This window comes from Streptomyces sp. NPDC044064 (assembly GCF_056434245.1).
On sequence record NZ_JBWKFN010000008.1, the window covers coordinates 225,331 to 243,137 of the forward strand.

At 71.1% G+C, this 17,807-nt stretch carries 8 protein-coding genes; 4 read left to right on the forward strand and 4 right to left on the reverse strand.

What is annotated here, in order from left to right; genetic code table 11:
* Positions 1-5: 5 nt before the first annotated feature.
* Both AC07DS_RS15815 and AC07DS_RS15820 read right to left on the reverse strand, forming a co-directional pair.
* Complete coding sequence (locus tag AC07DS_RS15815) at positions 6-500, reverse strand: nucleoside deaminase (RefSeq protein WP_479145659.1); 495 nt, start codon at positions 498-500, stop codon at positions 6-8.
* An 87-nt stretch (positions 501-587) separates the two neighbouring features.
* Entirely contained in the window at positions 588-1,016 is a 429-nt protein-coding gene (locus tag AC07DS_RS15820; protein ID WP_479145819.1) for a DoxX family protein, read from the reverse strand.
* Between the two features lie 358 nt (positions 1,017-1,374).
* Between AC07DS_RS15820 and AC07DS_RS15825 the strand changes: the two genes are divergently transcribed.
* Positions 1,375-4,599, forward strand: a complete 3,225-nt coding sequence (locus AC07DS_RS15825) for a tetratricopeptide repeat protein (RefSeq protein WP_479145661.1) — start codon at positions 1,375-1,377, stop codon at positions 4,597-4,599.
* A gap of 69 nt (positions 4,600-4,668) precedes the next feature.
* Positions 4,669-6,081: an FAD-binding oxidoreductase gene (locus AC07DS_RS15830; RefSeq protein WP_479145662.1), complete on the forward strand. Its 1,413-nt coding sequence runs from the start codon at positions 4,669-4,671 to the stop codon at positions 6,079-6,081.
* A gap of 177 nt (positions 6,082-6,258) precedes the next feature.
* Here the strand turns inward: AC07DS_RS15830 and AC07DS_RS15835 are convergent, their stop codons facing one another.
* Positions 6,259-6,426: a hypothetical protein gene (locus AC07DS_RS15835; RefSeq protein WP_479145663.1), complete on the reverse strand. Its 168-nt coding sequence runs from the start codon at positions 6,424-6,426 to the stop codon at positions 6,259-6,261.
* Positions 6,427-6,582: 156 nt separating this feature from the next.
* Positions 6,583-9,957, reverse strand: coding sequence for a M14 family zinc carboxypeptidase (locus tag AC07DS_RS15840; RefSeq protein WP_479145664.1), 3,375 nt, complete (start codon positions 9,955-9,957; stop codon positions 6,583-6,585).
* 552 nt (positions 9,958-10,509) lie between these two features.
* Here AC07DS_RS15840 and AC07DS_RS15845 point away from each other — a divergent pair.
* Together AC07DS_RS15845 and AC07DS_RS15850 are read left to right on the forward strand one after the other, a co-directional pair.
* Positions 10,510-13,131: a S8 family serine peptidase gene (locus AC07DS_RS15845; RefSeq protein ID WP_479145665.1), complete on the forward strand. Its 2,622-nt coding sequence runs from the start codon at positions 10,510-10,512 to the stop codon at positions 13,129-13,131.
* Between the two features lies 1 nt (position 13,132).
* Positions 13,133-17,782, forward strand: a complete 4,650-nt coding sequence (locus tag AC07DS_RS15850; RefSeq protein ID WP_479145666.1) for a DUF6603 domain-containing protein — start codon at positions 13,133-13,135, stop codon at positions 17,780-17,782.
* Positions 17,783-17,807 lie beyond the last annotated feature (25 nt).

Genomic DNA, 17,807 nt, shown 5'->3' on the forward strand with positions numbered 1-17,807 from the left:
CTCCCCTAACCCCAATAGCCGGCGTGCACCGCTGCCGCCTCCTCGTACAGGTACGGCCCGGACACCTCCACCGTGTTCCCGCCCGACTCGAAGACCTGGCGGCACGGCAGGTCGAGCAGCGGTTCGTTGGGGTCCGCTCCCGCGAGGACGTTCAGCTCCGGGGCCGCGAGCGCGTACACGACCCGGCGGATGCCGCTCCAGTAGACGGCGCCGGAGCACATCGCGCATGGTTCGGTGCTGGTGTACATCGTGGCCTCGACGAGCTGGTCCGGCTCCAGCGTGCGCGAGGCCAACCGCACCAGATTGATCTCCGCGTGACCGGTGACGTCGCGTTCCGTCAGCACCGTGTTCTCGGCCGTGAGCAGGACGTTTCCCGTGGAGTCGGTCAGCAGCGCGCCGAACGGATGGTTTCCGTGGTTCCGCGCGCCGGCCGCGAGCTCGATCGCTGCCAGGAGGTGAGCTCGGTCCTGATCGGCCGGTTGGTTCGGCGATGACTGCATGGCACGCTCCTCAGCGGTTGAACACGGACGTAGGTTATACGTATGACTCAAGCTCCACCAGAGTCTTCACCTGCCCTTGGAGGACATCTAGAGACTCAGCGTTATCGCAGCGGCGACCCCGCCCAGACCGAGGGCGAACGCCGCCTCGCCCCAGCCGCCCGCGCCCCAGCGGAAGAAGCGGTCCAGGGCGAGGCGGCCCGGACCGATCGCCGCTACGGCGATGGCGACCACGGCGATGCAGACGTTGTACTCCACGCCGCCATGCTCGTCCCACAGGCCATTGGCAGCCGATACGGTCGCCATGGCATTGATCATCACGCCGATCAGGGCGGCGGCCGCGAGCGGGGTGAACAGTCCGAGAGCCAGCCCGAGGCCACCGAGGCACTCGGACAGGCCACCGATCGCGGCGAACAGCTTTCCCGGCCGGTAGCCGATGCTCGCGAACGCCCGGCCGGTCGCCGTCAGGCCGTCTCCGCCGAAGATCCCGAACAGTTTCCGCGCGCCGTGCGCGGCCATCAGCAGCCCGAAGGTCAGCCGGACCAGCAGCAGGCCCCAGTCGGCGGCGGAGGCCGTGGGTTCGCCGGCGGCGTGCGCTCCCGTCCCTGCAGGGCTCGAAAGACGTCGCAATAGGTGATTCGTATCCATGTCGATGCTCCGGTAACAACGCCGGAACGGGCGTTACCCCCAGCTCGGACGGACGCCGAGGCACCGGTCGGGCGTGAGCCCCGCGCTGCGTCGCGGAGCGTGGACCGCCTGGGCCGATCCTTCTGTTCCGATCCTTCCGCCGCGAGCGTGGTCATGCATCCGGGCGGGGCACGGAACGGCCCACGGGTCCCGAACGCGGTCGGGCGGTAGCCTGCTCGTGAGGGCAGCCATGGCCGATGAGGTACACATCCGTCTCCTCGGTGGTTTCGCCGTTGCGGTCGGGGACCGCCCGGTCGCCGCCGGGGCGTGGCGGCTGCGCAAGGCCCGGAGCCTGCTGAAACTGCTGTGTCTGTCACCGGGCCGTCAGCTGCACCGGGAACGGCTCTACGACCTTCTGTGGCCGGACCTCGACCGGGCGTCCGCGGCGAACAATCTGCACCAGGTGCTGCACGCCGTGCGGCGCGCTCTGACGTCCACGGGAGCGCCGGGGGACGTGCTCGTCCTCCGCGACGACATGGTGGTGCTCGCCCCCGACGGCGGTGTGCGGATCGATCTCGACGCCTTCGAGCAGACGGCTCGGCGGGCCTCGGACGGCGGCGGTGCCGCGGACTACCGTGCCGCGCTGGCTCTGGCCGATGCCGGGCTGCTGCCCGAGGACCGGTACGAGCCCTGGGCCAGCGAGGCGGCCGAGGCGCTGGAGGCGCGGCGGGCGGCGCTCCGGCTGGGGCTGGGCGAGACGCTGGAGCAAGATCATCACACGGCGGAGGCCCTCGACGTACTGCGGTCCCTGACCGCGCAGGAGCCGCTGCACGAGCCCGGTCACCGGGCGCTGATGCGGGTCCTGGCCGAGGCCGGACAACGGCGGGAGGCACTGGCCGACTTCGAGCAGCTGCGGGAGGCACTCCACCGGGAGACCGGCGCCGACCCCGATCCGCAGACCCGCCGTCTCTACCGTGAGCTGCTGGCCGACTCCGTCGAGGCACGGGAGCAGCGGCCGGCGGCGCCGCGGCACCGTCTGCCGGCGCCCGCGACGGCCCTCATCGGGCGGGAACGCGAGACGGTCGAGGTGGAGAAGCTGCTCGGGCGGGGAAGGCTGCTGACCCTCACCGGGGCCGGTGGCTGCGGCAAGACCCGGCTGGCGCTCGCCGTGGCGGCTCGTCGGGGCGACGACTTCCGGGACGGGGCTCGGTTCGTGGACCTCGCCGGGCTCGCGGAACCGCACCTCGTGCCCGAGGCGGTCGCCGCCGCCCTGGGACTGCAGCTGCCGCCGTCCGGCGACGGCCGGGAAGCGCTGATCGCACAGCTCGGCGGCCGCGAGATGCTGCTGGTGCTGGACAACTGCGAGCACCTGATCGACGCATGCGCCGCTCTCGTCTCGGAGGTCCTGGCCCGCTGCCCCGGCGTGCTGGTGCTCGCGACCAGCCGTGAGCCGCTGCGCAGCTACGGGGAACGTACCTTCCGGGTGCCTTCCCTGGGGCTGCCTGATCCCCGCCGGCTTCCGTCGGTGGAGGAGCTGGGCCGGTTCGCCTCGGTACGGCTGTTCGTGGAGCGGGCCGGGGACGCGGCCCCCGGTTTCCGGCTGACCCCGGGGAACGCGGAGGCCGTCGCGCAGATCTGTTTCCGGCTCGACGGCATGCCCCTGGCGCTGGAGCTCGCGGCGGCTCGGGTGCCCGTTCTGGCCCCGCGTCAGATCGCCGAACGGCTCGACGACGCCCTGGCTCTCCTCGGCCGGGGCAGCCGGCGCGGCGCGACCCGCCAGGAGACGTTGCTGGCCACGCTGGAGTGGAGTCACCGGCTGCTCGACGAGGAGGAACGGCGCCTGTTCCGCCGGCTGGCGGTCTTCGCGGGCGGGTTCTCCCTCGCCGCGGCCGAGCAGGTGTGCGCGGACGGTGTGCGGGGCACCTCGGTGCTGGATCTCCTCGGCCGGCTCGCCGACAAGTCCCTGGTGTGGGCGGAGCCCCGGCAGGACGAGGTCCGCTACCGGCTGCTGGAGACGATCCGGCAGTACGCCGCCGAGCGGCTGCGGGCCGCCGGGGAACCGGCCGCCACCGAGGCCAGACATCGCCGGTTCTACCTGGAGCTGGCCGAGGCGCGGGACCGCGAGCCGCCCACCGGCATCTGCGGAGCCACCTCGCTCGAGCTGGAGGCCGACTACGGCAATCTCCGGGCCGCCCTGCGCTCCTTCCTGCGCCACGAACCGGACGACGCGCTCCGCCTGGCCGTGGCCCTGCGCTCGTTCTGGCCCGAACGGGGACGCCTCGCCGAGGGCCGGCGCTGGCTGGAGGACGCCCTGGCTGCCGCACCGGAGCCCTCCCTTCCCCGGGCGAGGGCGCTGATGGGGCGCGCCGTGCTGGCCATCCGCCTCGGTGACGGCTCCCCGCTGGAGGACATCGGCGAGCAGATCGTCGGCATCCACCGGCTGCGGGCGGACCCGGCGGCGCTGGCGTACGCCCACCTGCAGCAGGCGATCCTGCTGTGGATGCGGGGTACGTGGGACCGCGCCCGCACCGCCCTGGACCTGGCCCGTGCCCTCGCCCGCGACGCGGGCGATCCCTCGGTGCTCGCGGCCGCCACACACCTGGAGGGCGTCTGTGCCGTCTGCCGGGGTGAGAACTCGATCGCACGCGAGGCCTGCGCCGAGTGTCTCCGGCTGCTGGACGACGTCCGGGGCGGGAGCGGGCCGTTCTTCCCGGTGATGACACCGGGCTACGTGGTCGAGGACGACGAGGCGGGGCAGGTGTCGCTGTTCTACGAGGAGACGGTGCTCGTCGGCCGTACGGTCGGCCCCGCCCGGGCGCGTGGCTACGCCCTGGCCACTCTCGCGTGGGCGAGCCGCTGTGACGGCGACACCGGCGCCGCCGTCTCGGCGGCCGAACGCAGTGTCGACTGTTTCCGCACGCTCGACGACCCGCACGGCGAATCGCTGGCCCTCAACATCCTCGGCAACATCCACCGGAACCAGGACCGCCACGATGCGGCACGCAAACACCTCGAGGCGGCTCTCGCGGTCCGGCGCCGGCTCGGCGACCGCCGGGCCGAGGGCATCACCCTCGGTTGCCTGGGCCTGCTCCACCTGGCCGCCGGGGACACCGACCGCGCGCAGGCGACCCTGTGCGATGTCCACGCGGGCTTCGAGGAGACCGACGACATCCCGGGCACCACCAACACCCTGCTCCACCTCGGGCTCGTGGCCAGGGCCGCGGGTGACTCGGCGCGGGCCCGCACCCTGCTGACCCGCGCCCAGCAGCTTGAACACGTCGCGGGGTCCACCTGCACCGTCGGCTGGGTCGCCCTCATGCTGGCGCGGCTGCTGTGGGAGGAGGGCGATCGCGAGGCGGCCGAGGCGGCAGCCACCCGTGCCGGTGTTCTCTTCGCCGACCTGGGCGACAAGCGCGGCCCGGCCGTCCTGCGGCGCACGCTGCCCTGGTCGTCCTCCGGTCAAAGCGGCTGCTGAGTGGATGCTAAGAGGTGCTGCCTACGGTCGTGAATGTCAGCCCGCCCGACACACACCAAGGAGCCGACCATGTCGATCGACACGGCAAAGGGCATCCTGGGGGACGCCACCGTCGCCGAACTGGAGGCAGGCCTGCGCGGCACTGTCGTCCGTCCCGACGACGCCGAGTACGACCAGGCCCGCGCGGTCTGGAACGCGGCACATGACAAGCATCCGGCGCTGATCGTGCGGTGCGCCGGGACCGCGGACGTGATCCGAGCCGTCGAGTTCGCCCGCAGCCAGGACCTGCTCGTGGCCGTGCGCGGTGGCTCCCACAGCATCGCCGGGTTCTCGACCTGCGACGACGGCATCGTCATCGACCTGTCGCCCATGAAGGGCGCCTTCGTGGATCCGGTGCGCCGCCGGGTGCTCGCCCAGACCGGTATGACCTGGGGCGACCTCGACCACGAGACCCAGGCCTTCGGGCTGGCCGTGACCGGTGGCCTGGTCTCCTCGACCGGCATCGCGGGCTTCACGCTCGGCGGCGGCGTGGGCTGGCTGCTGCGCCGCCACGGTCTGGCCTCCGACAACGTGACGGCGGCGGAGGTCGTCACGGCGGACGGCCGTGTGGTGCGCGCGGACCAGGACGAGAACCCCGAGCTGTTCTGGGCCCTGCGGGGTGGCGGCGGCAACTTCGGGGTCGTGACCTCCCTGGAGTACCAGCTGCACCCGGTCGGGCCGCAGGTCCTCGCCGGCCTGATCGTCTATCCGCTGGAGCAGGCCCGGCAGGTGGTCACGGGCTGGCGTGAGCTGACCGGGAACATGCCCGACGAGCTGACGACCGTGGTCAACTTCACCACGGCGCCCCCGCTGCCCTTCCTGCCGCCCGAGGTCCACGGCACCCGCATCGTGGTTCTGGTCGGCATGTACGCGGGTGACCCCGCGGCCGGCGAGGCGGCCGTCGCCCCGCTGCGGACGCTGGGGACGCCCATCGCCGACGTCATGGGCCCCATGCCGTACACCGGCATGCAGACACTGCTCGACCCGCTGTGGACGGCGGGCGCGCACAACTACTTCACGTCGGCGTTCATCGAGCCGTCCGACGCCGCCCTCGACGCCGTACTGCGTCTCCACCTGACGACGCCCTCGCCCTCCAGCGAACTCCATCTGCACCATCTGGGCGGTGCCTTCGCCCGCGTGCCCGCCGAGGCCACGGCCTTCAGCCAGCGTGATGCGAGCGTCCTGTGCAACGTGGTCGCGCGGTCCACGGACCCGACCGACTTCGACGCGCAGATCGCCTGGGCGCGTGGCGCCCGTGCGGAGATCGCCCGCCACGGACGCGGGACCATGTACGTCAACTTCACCGGCGACGCGGCCGAGGACAAGGTGCGTGCCTCGTACCCCGACGCGGTCCACGAGCGGCTGGTGCGGGTGAAGGACGCCTACGATCCGACGAACCTGTTCCGCCTCAACCAGAACATCCGGCCCTCCAAGGCGGCCTGATCGACCCTCTGGAGCTACTGTCCATCGCGCGCTGACCGGGGTCCGCTCCCGGTCGGCGCGTCTCGGCGCACAGCTGATGCCGCGCTGGTCGCCGCATCCTTCACAGGTGCGCTGGATCATCTCGTAGCAGGACGTGTCCAGGGCTGGTACGACGAGACCTCCCGGTGATCATGCAGATTAGGTGTCCTGCGTCCGCTCTCCCTCCGCCTGGGACGGCTCGGTCCTGGGGACATCCGGGTGCTGCTCCATGGCCGCGCGCTCGGCCGGCTCGTCGCGCTCGCCCTCGGCCTGGGAGGGCGTGTGCGAGTACAGCCAGGCGTCGTAGTCCGAGGCTCCGGTCTTCATGACGGGCCCCCTTTGCTCGCCTTTGTTCACTCACCTTCCATACTCCTCCGGGAGACACGGCAAGGCGAGAGCAGCTCGTACCCCGATTCCGCTGCGGAGGACATCACCAGCTCCGATCCGCAGGCCGGCGGCAGCGAGCTGTTCGGGTCTCCAGGGTCAGCCGATCGAGCCGATCGACTGCCAGTCGTTCCACCTCCCGTGCCACCACGCGTTGTGGACCAGCCCGTCGGTGCCGATGGCGAAGAGGTCCATCTGGTCGGAGTTGCGGCTCTGTGCCGCGATGGGGGTGTCGGGGGCGAAGGTGCGGGTGCCGATGGGCTGCCAGTCGTTCCACTCACCGTGCCACCACGCCACATACACCCGGCCGTCCTCCCCGACCGCGAACACGTCCATCCAGTCGGGGTCACGCGTGAGCGTGGCCAGCCGTGTCCCGGTCGTGAACCTCCTGGTGCCGATGGGCTGCCAGTCGTTCCAGCTGCCGTGCCACCACGCGTTGTGGACGAGCCCGTCGGTGCCCACGGCGAACAGGTCCATCTGGTCGGAGTTGCGGCTCTGCGCGGCGATGACGGTGCCCGGCGCGAAGGTGCGTGAGTAGATCGGCCGCCAGTCGTTCCATTCGCCGTGCCACCACGCCACGTACACCCGGCCGTCGTCGCCGACCGCGAACACGTCCATCCAGTCGGGGTCACGGGTCAGTGTGGTGACCTGGGCTCCCGTGGTGAACCGCTGCGTGCCGACGGGCTGCCAGTCGTTCCAGCTGCCGTGCCACCACGCGTTGTGGACCAGCCCGTCGGTGCCGATGGCGAAGAGGTCCATCTGGTCGGAGTTGCGGCTCTGCGCGGCGATGACGGTGCCCGGTGCGAAGGTGCGTGAGTAGATGGGCTGCCAGGCGTTCCAGCCCCCGTTCCACCAGGCGACCCGTACCACTCCGTCCGCGCCGACCGCGAAGATGTCCATCCAGTCGGGGTCACGCGACAGGGCGGTGATCGGGGTGTGCGGGACGAAGGTGTGCCCGGCGATGGGCTGCCAGTCGTTCCACCGGCCGTGCCACCAGGCCACCCGTGCCAGGCCGTCCCCGCCGACCCCGAAGACGTCCATCCAGTCGGGGTCACGGGTCACGGTGGCGATGTGGCCGGCCTCCAGCGCCGCTCGGTGGCAGAAGGAGAAGAGCCCCGAGGACACGTCACGGACGACTTCGGTCATCTCGGTCCACGTCGGCACGTACTCCGTGCTGAACTCCACGAAGAATCCGTGGACCTTCTCCCTCCCGGGGTCGTCCAGGTGCCGGGCGTAGGCGTAGTCGTCGACCGTGCCGGCAGTGACATAGGTGACCACGCCCTGTTCGGGTCGGTACGCCGTGCCTCTGACGGCCCTCAGCCCGTCGGTGAAGGTCTGGGTCAGTGACTGCACGATTCCGAGGTCGGCGGCGGGAATGTACTCCCGGTAGGCGGCCTCCAGGGGCCGGTCGGGATGAAATGTTCGGGTGACACCGCGTTTTCCGTCGTACGCGGGGTTCCGGAAGTTCATGTCGGGATCGGTGATCTGGTTGTCGTCGTTGTTCCAGTTGTAGCCGAACACCTGGGTGTAACTGTGCACGTCGACCTGCCAGCGCACCCGGGGATGGGTGTCGAGCAGGCATTTCACGTTCAGGGTCTCGGCCTCGGAGAAAGGCCTCGGCCCCTGGTACACCTCGTAATCGTTCGGGTCGGCGGACGTGGCTCCCAGCACCTCACCGCCCTCGCTGCTGGGCGCCCAGTGTTTTCCGAGATCGAAGAGGAAGTCGTAGTTGCGGTTGAGGTCGACACCGCTCACCTCGGGCACGCCGTAGGCGGGGTTCCGGTTCTTGCGCCAGTCGCCCTTGCGGTACTGGCTGTGGTGCCGGCCGTCGGGGTTGACCATGGGGAAGACGAGGAGGTGCAGGCGTTCCATCACGGTCCGCACCTCGACGGGCGAGATCTCCCGGCCGCCGTAGCGCAGGCCCGTACCGTCCCGGTAGGCCTGGAGGAGGTCGGCCGCGAGGTTCACGAGGATCTCGCAGCCTCCCCACTCGCGGGCGTGCTGCCCGCCGAGCAGCAGTACCGTCGGGCGGCTGTGATCAGCTCCGCCGCCGAGCCGCAGGGCGTGGCTGACGCGGTGCGCTTCGGACGCGGTCCGTTCGGGGAGTTCGATGAGGCGGCAGAGATCGCCGTAGGTCGCCGCGAGGTTGCGGACGGCTGTGTCCACCTCTTCCACGTTCAGATAGAGGTCGCCCAGGCCGGTGCCGCCCGGCACGCCGAGCCCGGAGGGTGCCGTACCTTCGGCGAATCGGTTGCCGCGGCCCACCTCCTTCTGCCGGTCGAGCCAGTACTGGGTGTTGTCGTCGACCACGTCGACGGTCAGGCCCCGGGCCCGGACGGCGTCCAGCCGCTCCACCGTCGCGTAGACCTCTGCGCGCACCGTTCCGGACTCGTCCCGCTGCACCCCGCCCACCGCGCGTACCTGCGACGTGGTGAGCGCAGCCTGCAGTCCCTCGTAGTCCGGAGCAGACACTTGGGCGCGTTTGACGCGCAGCCAGGGTGCGGCGGCGTAGCAGGAGTTGAGGTTCTCCAGCGCCCATGCCTCGCCGGGGTCGCTGCGCAGCTCGCGGTAGAAGCCGGTGCCGTCGATGGCCGTGTCGATGGCCTCGGCGAAGGACCGCAGGTGCCGCAGGTAGGAGCTGAGGACGACGAGGGTGCGGGCGAGGTCCGTACGGTCTCCGCGCCGGCGGTGGATGTCACAGCACTCCCGCCCCGCCACCACCGACTGCTCATGCCGCCCCGCCGCCGAATACCGGTTCGCCAGGTTCTCCAACCCCCAGGCCAGATCCGGCTCGTCCGCCAACTCCCGGTAGATCGACACGCCTTCCCCGGCCGCCGCCACCGCCTGCTCGTACGCGGCCGCGTGAGACTCGTACGAGCTGAGGACGATCAGGGTGCGGGCGAGCTCCGGACGGTCTCCGCGCCGGCGGTGGATGTCACAGCACTCCCGCCCCGCCACCACCGACTGCTCATGCCGCCCCGCCGCCGAATACCGGTTCGCCAGGTTCTCCAACCCCCAGGCCAGATCCGGCTCGTCCGCCAACTCCCGGTAGATCGACACGCCTTCCTCGGCCGCCGCCACCGCCTGCGCGTACGCGGCGGTGTGCTGGAGGTACGCGGAGAGGGTGATCAGGGCCTCGGCCAGTGTGGGTCGGTCACCGAGTCGCCGGAGGATGTCGCAGCGTTCACGGGCCGCCGTCACGGACTTGTCGTACTGTCCGGCCTCCGAGTAGCGAGCGGCAATGTTCTGCAGCGCCCATGCCAACTCGGCGTCGCTGTGCAGCTCGCGGAAGATCGAGACGGCCTCTTCACCTGCCGAGACGGCCTCCGGCAGGCGGCCAGCGTTGCGCAGCAGCGCCGAGAGTCTGATCAACGCGCGGGCAAGGTCGGGCCGGTCTCCGGCCTGTCGGCAGCGCTCGACTTCACGCTGAGCCTCCTGCAGTGGGTCGTCGGCGCCGGCACTGATTCCGGTCATGTGTTTCCCCCCGGTCCGTACGGCGGTGGTCAGTCGCCGTCCTCGCCCCGAGGGCGTGCGCCCTGGGGTGCGGTGCGGGTGTGTCGGTGAGGGGGTGCCCGAAAAACGCGAACCTCACTCGGACAGTCCGCCAATGCGAGCCGAAAGGCCTCTCCGAGTGCCGAGTTGGAGCGTGAAGCGGGCATGCTAGGGCAGCACTCAATTCCTGCAAATACTTTGCCGTTGCTATAACCTCGAAATGATTAACCACTTTCAGCCAATCACTCCTTTCCGGCCATTTTCCAAGGCGTCGATGCATGCAAATCAAAGCCGCAAAAAGCCAATTGACGCATAACTTCGCGGGCCTTTACGCTGGTCGTCGACCATGGGGGATACGTGAGCGCACATTTGTGTTGCTCAGCGCGGGGGTGCCGTGTGGTGATCAGCAAACTCGACGGAGCACTTCTCTCTCGTCTCCGGACCCTTCAGGAAATCGCCCGCCGAGCCGAAGAGACCGCCGGACGAGCCGCGGCGCAGGCCGCCGAGCAACCCGTTGCCCTCAGGGACGCAGCTGTGGAAGCCGCCCGGATCGCGGCCGAGGCCGTGCAGGCCGCGGGTCAGGAGCAGATCCGGGTTCTGACGCACATCGAGGGGGACTTGGCGGCCGCGGAGAGCGCCGGCCTGTGGACCGAGTTCCGCACGGCGCGGGTCGCGGTCGGCAGAATCGCGGTGGCCGACCTCGAAAACGTGGCCGCGGTGACCGACGTCGTCGCAATCCACGGTGACCGGCCGGTACGTCCGCTTCGACGGGACCGGGCAGCGCCGGCCCAGCCGGACGCGGAGGCGCTCACCGCCTCCGGCACACCGGCCGCGGACATCGCAGACACCCACGCCGAGGCCAAGCCGCCGTTGCCCGACGGGGTGACCGGGAAGGGCACACTCGTCGGCGTCATCGATTCCGGCATCGACATCTACCACCCCGCCTTCATCAAGCCGGGCAGCAGCCCTCCCCGGACCCGGATCGTCTCACTGCTCGACTTCACGCTGCGTCAGACCATCGAGTGCACCGGGAATCCGACGGGCTCCGTGGTCCTCACCTGGCTTGCGCCCGGGGCCCAGGCGCCGGGCATCACGCCGTCGCTGGCCTTCCCGTTGCAGGCGGCCAAGGTGCAGGCCGCGCTCGAGGCGTTCGCCTCGATCGATCCGGGTGATGTGAACGTCACCGGTGGTCCGCTTCCCGGGACCCCGGTCGTCGTCGACTTCACAGGCCACTACGACGGCAAGATCGTCGAGGAGATCGGCCTGCAGCCCTCCTTCACCGGGGGTACCTCCCCGAAGATCGCCGTCCGTCGCGGTCGCGTGATCACCGAGGCGGAGATCAACACAGCGCTCCAGGCCAGCCCGCGCGTCCCCTTCGTGTCCCGCGACGGCACCGACCACGGCACCCATGTCGCGGGCATCGCCGCGGGCGTGGGGAAGGCGTCTCAGGCCTGCTGCAAGCGTGACCAGCCGATCGGTGTCGCACCGGACGCCGACCTGGCCATCGTCAGGGCCCTCACGAAAGGTGACATCGTCTCGGGTGCCACCCACATCTTCGGCCAGTCCTGGCTCGCCCCCGGGGTGTTCAAGAAGCCTGCCGTCGTGAACGTGAGCCTCGGCTCCCTCGGCAGCGCGGCCGACGGCTCCGACCCGACCGACCTCGCACTGGACGACCTGCTGGTGGGAACCAACGCGCGATCCATCGTGGTGGCCGCCGGGAACGAGGGCGACTCCTATCCCATGCCGTCGCCCACCAACACCACGTTCACCGTACCGACGTATCAGCGCGGCGGTGGGCAGCACGCGCGGGGTTTCGTCCCGGCACGCGGGACGACGGTCCTCAAGCCGCTCCGTTTCTTCGTCGAGTTCGCGGACAACCGGCCGGACTGGTTCGACCTCTGGTACGAAGGCCCTGGGGAGCTCGCCGTCGATCTGTACGGGCCGCCCAGCGCCCCGGGCGCCGTCTCGGCCACCGTGGGACCCCATCTCCACCCCCAGCTGACCCCCAGTCCGAACCCGAAGAACACCCAGGTCGACCTCGGCGGAACCGGGGGGCATCCGCTGACGTACACGTACTACTCCGCCGTTCCACCGAGCGGCAAGCGCCATCTCCGGCTGATGATCTCTCCGCCCGCCGGCCAGGACATCACCATGGGGTCATGGGAGATCGAGCTGCGTGAAACGGCGGGGTTCGACACATGGTTCGACGTGTGGTTCCTGGAGGACAAGACAGATCCGGCGGGGCGGTTCGACACCGCCAACCAGGACCGCAGCAGGACGGTCACCTCTCCCGGCACCGCGCGCCAGGTGATCACCGTGGGGTCCTTCAACCCCGAGGACGACCGACTCGCGCCGTACTCCAGCCGCGGACCGACCACGGACTCGCGGTTGAAGCCGGAGCTGTGCGCCCCTGGAGAACAGATCACCTCGGCCAAGAACGGCGGAACCCCACCCGACGGCCTCTACGCCGTCGACAGCGGCACCAGCATGGCCTCCCCGTACGTCGCCGGAGTCGTGGCCCTGATGTTCGAGGTCAACGGCATTCTGGACCAGGGGACCATCGTCTCCCACCTCATCAGCACCTGCGACGACCCGGTGCCTCCCGTCCCGCCGGGCCGCCTGGACAGCGGCTGGGGCAAGGGCCGGGTCAATCCCGAGAAGGCGGTGAACGCCGTCAGGGCGGCCTCCGCCGCGCGCCGCGCCGCCACCCCGCACACGCCGGACGAACCCCTCGTCCTGCCCGTCGCCGCCTACCCCGCCGCGCGTGTGCCGTTCACGACCCGGGTACGACAGGTGCGGTCCCGTGTCGAAAGCACTCCTGCCGGGCGCCATCTGGCCTCGCTGGTCGCCACGCACCAGCCGGAGGTGCAGCGGCTGGTCACGGGCGACCGGCGGGTGACCGTGGCCTGGCACCGGATGCACGGGCCGCTGCTCGTGCGGCTGTTGCTGTTCAGCGAGCTGTACCCGGACGCTCCCGTGCCCCGCACCCTGGGCGGGAAGTCCGTAGCCGACGGACTGGCCCGGCTGCTCGAAGAGTTGCACCGTGCCGGGAGTCCCGCGCTGCAGGCGGGAATCACCGCCCACCACGCCTTCGTCCTCGCCCTGCCCGGAGCCCGGCTGTCCGAACTCGGCGTACCCACGAGCGAGGTGAGCTGACATGGCGGCCGGGACGCTGGAGCTGCTGGCCCGGGAGATCGCCCGGGCGCTGCAGCCCCTGGAGCAACGGCTCGGTGCGGAGCAGCGGCAGCGCTTCTTCAAGGAGCTGGGGCTGTGGCTGCCCGGCGGACTGGATTCCGCCGCGGGCGCCATCGGCACGGTGGCCGTACAGGCGGCCGGTCTCGCAGCCGCCGTCGACGAACTCACCAGGGCGATCGAAGGGGACAGCACACCGGAGATCGTTCGGGCGGGCACGTCGCTGCTGGGGACTCTCGGCCAGGTGCTCTCGGCGATCGGCACCCTCGGCCCGGCCCTCGAGACCACGGTCGCAGCCGACCAGTACCTGACGGACGTGCAGCGTGCCCGACTGGCCGCCGAGGTACGGCAGTTGCCCAAGCGGCTGCTCGACCACACGCTGATCACCCATCTGGAGGGCCGAAGCCGAGAGACGGTCGACGCGCTGACGCTCGTCGGCATCGTCGAGAACATCCCGGCGATCTACGACCCGGGGGATCCGACGCGGCTGCCCGTACGGCGTCGCGTCCTGCACCTGGACCGCCTGCTCGGCCTCCTCACCGATCCCGCCGGACTCCTCCGCGACGTCTTCAGTTTCGGCACGCCGGAGTTCGACGGCCTGGCGCTGTTCCGCGTCGTCGCCGAACAGCTCATCGCGCGGGGGCGGCCCTATCTGTACCAGGGACCGCCCGAACAGCCCGACCTGCCACCGACGTTCGACGTGCTCCTGACGCGGCTGATCGTCGACAAGTCGACCGCACCGCCGTCCTTGTCCGTTCAGACCGGCGGTGCGTCGGCCGCAAAACTCTCCACCACGGTCGAACTCAGCCCGCTCTGGAAGCTGGCTCTCGACGCGACCGCCACCTTCGACGCCGGGCTGCGGGCCGTCGTCACCCCGCCCCTGGCGATCGCCTTCCGCCCCGAGGGCGACCTCGCGCTCTCCGCCGAGCTCACCCTGGAGGCGCGGCACGCGGACGGCAAGCCCATGCTGCTCCTCGGGCGGGCCGGCGGCTCCCGCCTGGAACTGGGGCACTTCGCCGTCGCCCTCGGACTCCACGCCGAGGCGACCGCGAGTGCCGACGTCACCGTCGAGCCCTCCGCACGCCTGAGCCTCCAGGGCGGGCACCTTCTCATCGACCTCTCCGAAGCCGACGGGTTCCTGCGTACCGTCACCCGCGGAGGGAGGATCGAGTCCGACGTCGACGTCACCGCACTGTGGGCGGCGTCCTCCGGGCTGCGGCTCGAAGGCAGCGGCTCGCTGGATCTGTCGATCCCTGTGCATCTCGAACTCGGTCCCGTCGAGGTCACCACGCTCTACCTCAGCGTCGGGATCGGCGACGGTCCCTCGGTGCCGGTGGAGATCTCGGGGGCGTTCACCGCGGAGTTCGGCCCCGTCAAGGCGGCCGTCGACCGGGTCGGGCTCGTGGTGACGCTCGGTTTCCCGGCGGACGGTGGGGCATTCGGACCGCTCGACCTCGGGTTCCGGTTCAAGCCTCCGAACGGTGTCGGGCTGTCGGTGGACGCCGGGGTGATCTCCGGCGGTGGATACCTGTACGTCGACGCCGAACGCGGCGAGTACGCGGGCGCCGTGGAGCTGGAGTTCGCCGGCTTTCTCCAACTCAGGGGAATCGGGCTGATCTCCACCCGGATGCCGGACCGGCCCGACGGATTCTCGCTGCTCGTCGTCATCACCGCGGAGTTCGGCACCGGGATCCAACTGGGGTACGGCTTCACGCTGCTCGCGGTCGGCGGGATCATCGGGCTCAATCGCGTCATGAACCTCAGGGCGCTGACCGAGGGCGTGCACAGCGGGCGTGTCGAATCGGTCATGTTCCCGCGGGACGTGGTGGCCAATGCGCCGCGGATCATCAGCGATCTGCGGCAGTTCTTCCCGCCGGAGGACGGGAAGTTCCTCATCGGGCCGATGGCGAAGATCGGTTGGGGGACCCCGACGCTGGTCAGCGTCTCGCTGGGCCTGATCGTCGAGATCCCCGGGAACCTGGCCGTCCTCGGCGTGCTGAGGTGTGTGCTGCCCACCGAGCAACTGCCCCTGCTCGTACTGCAGGTGCAGTTCATCGGGGCCGTCGAGTTCGACAGGTCACGGCTGTGGTTCTACGCCCGGCTGTTCGAGTCGCGCATCCTGTGGATGACCATCGACGGGGGAATGGGTCTGTACGTCGCCTGGGGCGACAGCCCGGATCTCGTGCTGTCCGTCGGTGGGTTCCACCCCTCGTACAAGCCGCCCACGCTCCCCTTCCCGGTGCCCGACCGGCTGTCCGTCGACATCATCAACATGCCCGGCCGGCTGATCCGGGTCTCCGGATACTTCGCGATCACCAGCAACACCGTCCAGTTCGGAGCCGAGGCCCTGCTGCGCTTCGGGTTCGAGGACTTCGGCATCGAGGGGCACGTCAGTTTCGACGCGCTGTTCCGATTCTCGCCGTTCGCGTTCGTCATCAGCGTGTCCGCCAGCGTCACGCTCAAGGCGTTCGGTGCGGGGATCTTCGGCATCGACCTGAGGTTCCAGCTCGAAGGCCCGTCGCCATGGCGGGCGCACGGGCGGGGCTCCATCTCCCTGCTCTTCTTCGAGATCTCCGCCGACTTCGACATCAGCTGGGGCGAGGAGCACAACACGACGCTCCCGCCCGTGGAGGTCCTCGCGCTGCTCGCCGGTGAGATCGCCAAGACCGAGGGGTGGGAGACCCGGCTGCCCACCGGGAACACCCGAACCCTGGTCACCCTGCGCCGGTTGGCGGACACCGAGGACCTGGTGCTGCACCCGCTCGGCACTCTCTTCGTACGGCAGCGGGCCGTTCCGCTCGGGGTGCGGATCGACCGGGTGGGCGCGCAGCGGCCGAGCGACGGCAAGCGGTTCACCATCGTTCCGGACCCCGCCGGAGGGCTCGTCCGGCTCTCCCTGCCCGACGAGAAGTTCGCGATGGCCCAGTTCCAGGACATGGACGACGCGGCCAAACTCTCCCGGCCCGCCTACGAGGACCAGGACGCGGGCCTCGAACTCAGCGCCGCCCCCGATGCGCTGGCCACTCCCCGCGCGGTACGGCGCAGCGCCCGTTACGAGACGCATGTCTTCGACTCCCGCAAGCCCCACACCCGGCCGGTCCCGAACTCGGCGGCGGCTGCGGCGCCCCGGGCCGTCGTCGCCTCCGGAAGCCGGACCAGGCGGTTCCAGAACGTGGACGCGGCCGTGTTCCGCCGGCTCCTCGACGGCAGCAGCACCAGCCGCTCGCCCCTGTCCCGCACGGAGGCCGGCCGTCGGCAGCCGTTCGCGGCCGAGGACACCGTGCGCGTGGCGGCGCAGCGGTTCGTCATCGCGTACGTGCGCAACAACGTCCAGGCGTTCCCGCCACGCGCGGGACTGAGTGCGACCACGTTCCGGTCCCAGGCCACGGCCGAGGACGCGCTCTCCGACTGGATCGCGGCGGATCCGGGACTCGCCGGGAAGCTGCACGTCATCCGGGAGTCGGAGGTCTCCGCACCACTCGCGGCGCCGGACACCTGGACGGCCGCCGCACCGGCGCCCTTCGCCGCGGCGGGCGGTGAGGCCGTCCGGCTCGCGGGCGGGGTCGTGCTGGTCGCCGGGGGGCGGGACGAGACGGGTGCGCCGGTCGCGTCCGCCGCGCTGTTCGATCCCGTCGGAGGGGTCTGGGAGGCCGCCCCGGACATGGCGGCGGCCCGTCAGGGGCACACGGTCACGCTGCTCGCCGACGGCCGGGTGCTGGTCGTCGGAGGGCTCGGCACCGACGGCGAGGTACTCGGCTCGGCCGAGGTCCATGACCCGGTGACCCGCGTCTGGAGCACGGTCGCGCCGCTGCCGGGCGCCCGCTTCGGTCACAGCGCCACCCTCCTCGGCGACGGCACGGTGCTGATCGCCGGCGGCTCCGGGCCTCGCGGCGGGCAGGGCCACGCCTCACTGGCGTCCGCGGAACTGTTCGACCCCCGTGCCGGGGCCTGGGCCGAGAGCGAGCGGCGGCCCGCTCCCATGGGCGACGCCCGGTCCGGGCACCGGGCCGAACGCCTGACCGACGAACGGGGCCGAGTGCTGGTGGTCGGGGGTGCGCTGCACACCGGAGCGGGGCGGGCGGCCCTCGCGTACTGCGAGTTGTACGACCCCGGAAGCCGGACCTGGACGCCGGCCGGCAGCCTCGCCGTGCCGCGCACCGGCCACCAGGCCACGCTGCTCGCCGACGGGACCGTCCTGGTGACCGGTGGCGACCCGGACGGCACCCCGCCCGGTGCCCGGTTCTCCAGGGCGTGCCAGGTCTCCGTGGAGCAGTACCGCCCGGACACCGACACCTGGGTCCCGTGCCCCGGCCTGCCCGTCGCCGGACGCGGCCGCCACCGTGCCGTGGCCCTGCGCGGCGGCGGGGTCCTGGTGTTCGGCGGTACGCCCCGGCGCGAGCCGGCCTCGCCCGGGCTGCGGGGCGCGGTGCTCTACGACCCGGCGGCGCGCACCTGGACGGCCACCGGAGGCCTGGCCACCGGCCGTTCGGAGGCGGTGGCCGTCGAGCTGGCCGACGGGCGGGTGCTCACCACCGGCGGGCTGGTCCGCTCGGGTCCCGCCACGCCGGACGGGAGCGACGCCGTCACCGCCACCACCGAGCTCCACACGCCCTGACCCCCCACGCCCCACCACGAAGGGT